Source organism: Planococcus sp. RAB007_Raresut, from assembly GCF_057369535.1.
The window spans coordinates 1-237 of sequence record NZ_JBXYIF010000267.1; the positions used below are offsets into that span (position 1 = coordinate 1).

General features: G+C 44.7%; 1 pseudogene. It reads left to right on the top strand.

Annotation, left to right across the window (positions count from 1 at the left end):
* Window positions 1–237, top strand: a pseudogene (locus AC2Q9J_RS18495) (catalase/peroxidase HPI); the annotation flags it as partial.

Sequence of the window (237 nt, forward strand, 5' to 3'; positions counted from 1 at the left end):
TGCCCACAACCCAAATGTCCGTCGTAATCCGATCATGACCGATGCCGACATGGCACTCAAAATCGATCCTGAATATCGTAAAATTTCAGAACGTTTTTATCGTGATCCAGCTTATTTAGCGGAAGTATTCTCGCGCGCATGGTTTAAGTTGACCCATCGTGACATGGGGCCAAAGAGCCGTTATCTAGGTCCAGATGTTGCTCAAGAAGATTTAATTTGGCAAGATCCAATTCCAAC